Annotated in this window: 4 protein-coding genes; all 4 read right to left on the bottom strand. The window is 37.9% G+C overall.

Going from position 1 to position 4,222, the window contains the following annotated elements; translation table 11 throughout:
- A partial coding sequence (locus AC1DPQ_RS19620) for a glycosyltransferase family 4 protein (RefSeq protein ID WP_477610614.1) occupies window positions 1–1,021 on the bottom strand: 1,021 nt, incomplete at its 3' end.
- A complete protein-coding gene (gene asnB, locus AC1DPQ_RS19615) occupies window positions 1,011–2,798 on the bottom strand; it encodes an asparagine synthase (glutamine-hydrolyzing) (protein ID WP_477610613.1) in 1,788 nt (595 codons plus the stop codon). The genes asnB and AC1DPQ_RS19620, both read right to left, overlap by 11 nt.
- Before the next feature lie 146 nt (window positions 2,799–2,944).
- Window positions 2,945–3,448, bottom strand: a complete 504-nt coding sequence (locus AC1DPQ_RS19610; RefSeq protein ID WP_477610612.1) for a UpxY family transcription antiterminator — start codon at window positions 3,446–3,448, stop codon at window positions 2,945–2,947.
- A 182-nt stretch (window positions 3,449–3,630) separates the two neighbouring features.
- The coding region (locus AC1DPQ_RS19605; protein ID WP_477610611.1) for a tyrosine-protein kinase family protein at window positions 3,631–4,222 on the bottom strand (592 nt) is incomplete at its 5' end.

Raw genomic sequence — 4,222 nt, 5'->3', positions numbered from 1 at the left:
GGCTATGCTTTAGCAGTATAGATATGCTGCTTAGAATGCCTTGCTGATCGTCAGGATCAACCAATGCACCAAGCGCCCCGTTTTGAAGCGCATCTACACTGCCATCTTTATTACCGGCAATAACCCTGAGGCCACTGGCCAGGGCTTCGATGAATACAATGCCGAAACCTTCTTTTTTACTGGGTAGAATAAAAAGATCAGACAATAGGAAATGCTCGGTAAGTTCAGCTTCATCAATAAAACCGACCATTCTGATATGATCTTGAAGTTGGTTCGTTACAATTAAATCTTCTAATCGTTTCTTTTCCACGGCATCCCATTTTCCACCCAATAGGTAAACCAGGTTTGGGTATTTCTCCAAGAGTTGTGGCAATAGCTCAATGGTGTGGTCGTATCCTTTGTACTTCTCTGAAGAAGATAAGCGTGATAGTGAAAATAGCACTAAGTTTTCGCGATTTAAATGATAGCGATTCAATAAACGCTGTGGTTTTTCGAACTGGGTAGGCAGATAATAAAAGGGGTCAAGACAATTGTTTAATACTTCAATGTGATCTGCAGAAATGTGATGCATTTCCATAATTTTATCGGCAGTAAAATGACTTACGCAAATAATCTTATCCAACTGGTTTAACATTTTGAGTTTGGAATCTGATAGTTTTTTCCAAACTTCAATGCCGTGGGCCAATAAATAGATTCTTTTATGGGGATGTATTTTCTTGATGAAATAGACAATATTGATCAAATGAATATGGCTTAACAAAATCACATCTACTTTTAATCCACTTAAAAAAGATTGCACCACGAAGCGTTCTTTATTTCCATTAAAACCTTGAAACTGTTGTTTGCTCAGGTACCTGGAATCGCGGTCGGTATTTTTATCATACATGGAATATACTGTCGATTGAACGAGCTCTTCCTCGCTTAAGTCGTATAACACACGGGATAAACTTCTGCAAACCTTTTCAATACCACCGGTAAAACTAAAAGTTTTAAGCGTTAAAAATAAAATCTTAATCGGCATGATATATTCTGTATAAGGCTAGGGCAGAACTCCAGTGCAATTTGTTTTTTCCAAAGTTTTGTATGAGCGATTTTGCCMGTTTATTTGCATATCGGGATGGATCGGCAATGTCGCAGTTTTTTCTCATCCATTCCTGAAATGGAAAAGTAAACCCCATTTTCCGCCTTTTCCAGGTTTCTACAGGTAGATCTTCTTTGTAAGCCTCTACGAGGAGTTTTTTTTTCTGTTCGTAACTAAACTTTATTTCTGTTGAAATGGAAAGAACCAGATCGACAAAATTACGGTCTAGAAACGGAACCCTTACTTCAACGCCATGACTCATGCTCATAAAATCGGTATCCTTTAACAACTGATTTTGCATGTACATGTTAAATTCAAACCAGCTTGCACGTGTTTCATTACTGGTTTTCTTTATTCCGGGGTGAAGCGGGATATCTTCCAGGCAATCGATAACCGTTTTCATATCGATGTTTAATAGTTCTGCAATTACATCTGGTGAGTAAACGCCCCGCAAGCACAGGTATTCGCCAATGGGAGAGTTTAAGCTAAGGTAATATAACCGTTTAAATTTGGTGTTGTTGGAGAAACGCATGCTCCGCAGAACGCTTTTACTCAGCCAATTTAGGTTTTGTATTTTATGGATCCGATCAAAAGAAGGGTATCCCCCAAAAAGCTCATCGGCACCTAAACCTGATAACAACACTTTTATTCCTTGCTCTTTTGCTGTTTTACACACAAACCAGGTATTAATTCCATCATTTGTAGGTTGATCCATATCGGCTAAAACGGTTTCGAAATTCTGTACGAAATCGCGATAGGTAATAAGCTGTTCAATTTTTTGAATATTTATTTTTTCAAATAGGCTATTCCGCTGTTTTTTTTCGGAAAAATCTATTTCATTAAAATTGGCAGAAATACTGGATAACTGTTTGTTATTATATTGATTAGCCAGTATCGTAATGATACTCGAATCGAGGCCACCACTAAATAGTACACCTATATCAACATCAGAAATCATCTGCTGTTTGATAGAATGGCCAAGTTGTTCGCGGATTCTTTCTATCGCGTAGCTTTCATTATTAATGTAAGATGTGCTTTCAAACTCATGGTATGATTGTGTAGAATACTCAGCGTTTCTGATGTTATATTTCAGAAAGCAGCCTTTACCTAAGCTGCAAACATCTTTTAATGTGGTGTATGGCTCTGGGATATGGCCGAATGCAAGATAGTAAATCCGCCAATTTTCATTTTCCTGATAAATATCGACGTGTTTAAAAGCCTTTACTTCTGATGAAAAAATCAAGGATCCATTGGCAAAGTGGTAATACAATGGTTTGATCCCGTTTTGATCTCTTACCAAATAGATACATTGATGCCGCTTATCGAAAATACAGAAAGCAAAAATTCCGTCCAGTTTTTCGAAAGCTTTTTCTCTCCAATGCTGGTAGGCATAAAGTATTACCTCAGTATCGGTTTGTGTTTTAAAAATGTAGCCTAAATTAATTAACTCGGTTCTAATTTGCAGGTAGTTATAAATCTCTCCATTGTATGTGATAACAATATCTTCTTTGTGGCTTAACATTGGCTGGTGACCGCTAGAACTGAGATCTAGAATGGCTAACCTACGGTTACCCAGGCATACGGATGATTTTTTATCAGCATAAATACCATGATCATCAGGCCCGCCGTGTTGCATACTATCGCACATGGCTTTTACCTGTTGATTAACTTTTTCGAATGAATTTCTACTGTTTACAATGCCCGCTATGCGACACATAATCTTATTTTATCAACCAATTAGAAGCTTTTTAATGTGTATTGGATACAGCTTCGCCCCCTCAGTCACATCTTATTTTCAAAATGAACTGATCATTTTTTTATATCTTGTCGAGCCCTATCTCAAATCTCAGATCTCACATCACCCTAGAGTGGCTCTACAAATGCTATCGATGTATTAATATTAATCGAATAGCCCATATTTTGTAAACGTAAAATAATACGCTGTTTGTTCTGTAACGATACCAATTCGGCAATTATGCCTTTAAAAGGTCCAGCTTTAATCAATACGCTTTCACCTGGTTTAATGTCATAATCAATGAGCTCCAGATCGGCGTCTGTAGCGAGCAAGAGCTTAAGGTCATGGATTTGTTGATCAGGAATAGAAGCGACTTGGCTGGAGAAATAAATAAATCTGGCAACACCATTGGTCATCAAAACTTCTGCATATTCTCTGGCCGAAATATACGCAAATAGATAAGATTTAATCAAGGGCTCTTCGACGATTTTTTTACGGTCGCTCCATTGCTTAACTGCCTTTTTAAGAGGTAAATAAGTTTGGATTCCTTTCCTGTTMAATTCTTCATTCGCCTTTTTTTCTGCTCTCGAACGTGTATAAACCGGATACCACCTGTAATTTTGATCTATCATTATACTATATCAATGATTAAACTCCATCTTGTAAATTAACCAATCTAAACAGTTAGCGATTAATCTTTTCCATCTTCCATTTCTAACCACTAAGCCCTAAACCAGTCCTTCCATCATCCTTCTCACCTTCTCCGTCGTGCTATTTAGCCCCCCTCTCTTCCAGGAGAGGGCGGGGGGAGAGGTCATTTTCTTTTCCAAAATTCCCACCAGCTCTTCTCATCATCGTAATAACCACTTTTTCCATAGCCTGTGTAATTAGAATAGTAGTAGGTTCCGGTATTACTATGGGCATAATTGGTGGTATAAATGTTCGCATGTAACTTCTCATCACCAAATGAATTTAAAATAATAGCAATGTTGTTTAGCCCATATTCTTTTGATAAACGATCAGGAATAGTGGCGGCTCTGAATTTGGAAACACCTGAACGGATAATGAATAAATTAATATCTGCTTTTCTAATGAGCGGTACAGAATCTGAAACCAGGCCTACAGGAGCGGTATCAATAATGATATATTCATAGCGCTCTCTCAGTGTTTCGATCAGTGTTTCCATCGCCTTGTGATGCAGCAATTCTGAAGGATTTGGGGGTACTGGGCCAGAGGTGATGTAGTCGATATTGTGCCGTTCATCGGTAAAGATAATATCAGCTAAATCGGCCTGTTTTGATAAATAACTACTTAAACCAATGTGGTTGTCTGAGCCAAAGGCATGGTGAAGTTTAGATTTTCGTAAATCTGCGGCAATCAGAATCACTTTCTTGTCTATAATGGAA

Source organism: Pedobacter sp. 01T416_2 (assembly GCF_056398925.1).
Note: the sequence above shows the minus strand (reverse complement) of the source record. Positions and strands in the feature narration are given on the sequence as shown.